The sequence below is a fragment of the Lyngbya sp. CCY1209 genome (genome assembly GCF_035615495.1).
Taxonomy (GTDB): Bacteria; Cyanobacteriota; Cyanobacteriia; order Cyanobacteriales; family Microcoleaceae; genus Limnospira.
The window spans coordinates 1-927 of sequence record NZ_JAJENU010000053.1; the positions used below are offsets into that span (position 1 = coordinate 1).

The 927-nt window shown below is 42.3% G+C and carries 1 protein-coding gene; it reads right to left on the minus strand.

Features of this window, described 5'->3' with window-relative positions:
• Window positions 1-132 precede the first annotated feature (132 nt).
• The coding region (locus LKE08_RS00280) for a GUN4 domain-containing protein (protein ID WP_324702193.1) at window positions 133-927 on the minus strand (795 nt) is incomplete at its 5' end.

Genomic DNA, 927 nt, shown 5'->3' on the forward strand with positions numbered 1-927 from the left:
AGAGGTGTCAGGTCATAGCCACACACCGCACAGGTTTCGACCTCATTTTCCGTATATTCCGTTTCACAAACCGGACATTTCATAACAGTGCTTTAGGAGATAGTTTGGTTTATAAATTGAAGGTGTTATGTGCTACAGATTACAAGTCTCGACGCGAGATAAGAGATCAATAATACAAATGACTTGAGTAGAAATCATAAAAATAACGCACACTTCTAACGGGAGATGGCCCTTTTCGGCTCTCATTGAAAATGTGCCATCTGACAATGACAACCACGACCCCTTCACTCGCCATCTTACCTTGTCAGCAAACCAATACCATATTGTATCACCTGGATAGCTCCCATCGAGCCTTCCCCCAGAGTTGATGTAAATTTGCTTCTGGGCACTAAACCCGAAGCGTCCGTTACTGTATTTGACCCAAAGACCATCGATAATTCGCAAATCCTCACAGGGAAAGTTTTTGATATCATCTGAATCTAAATATCCCCGTTGTGTTTGTCCTGCAACCTCTAACATTGCCCGAGCCGTTTCTTCGTCAGCAGCTTTCCAGTTGCCAGATTTCAAAAATATTTTGAGTTGGTTATAATCGAAACCAGAAGATTTAGACACGATGGAAATCTCTCGCACTTCTGATAAAATCGGCTTTATTTCAGATTTGATAGCTTCTATAATTTTCGTTTCTTGCTGTGATTGCTGATTGGTTAAGTTTTCAATTTTCCGATTCATTTCATCCAACTGTAATTGCAGATTCTGCAATTGTTGCTGATTCTGTTCCTTGTTCAAACGGTCGATGCGTTCCACAATGCCATCCAACTGAGACTGAAACTGAGATACCATCTTCTGTGCTGACTGTAGCTGACACTGGGACTGTTGCCAAACCCGCTTGGCGGCGGCGATGCGTTTTCTCTCTTTCTCCAAAAAGAC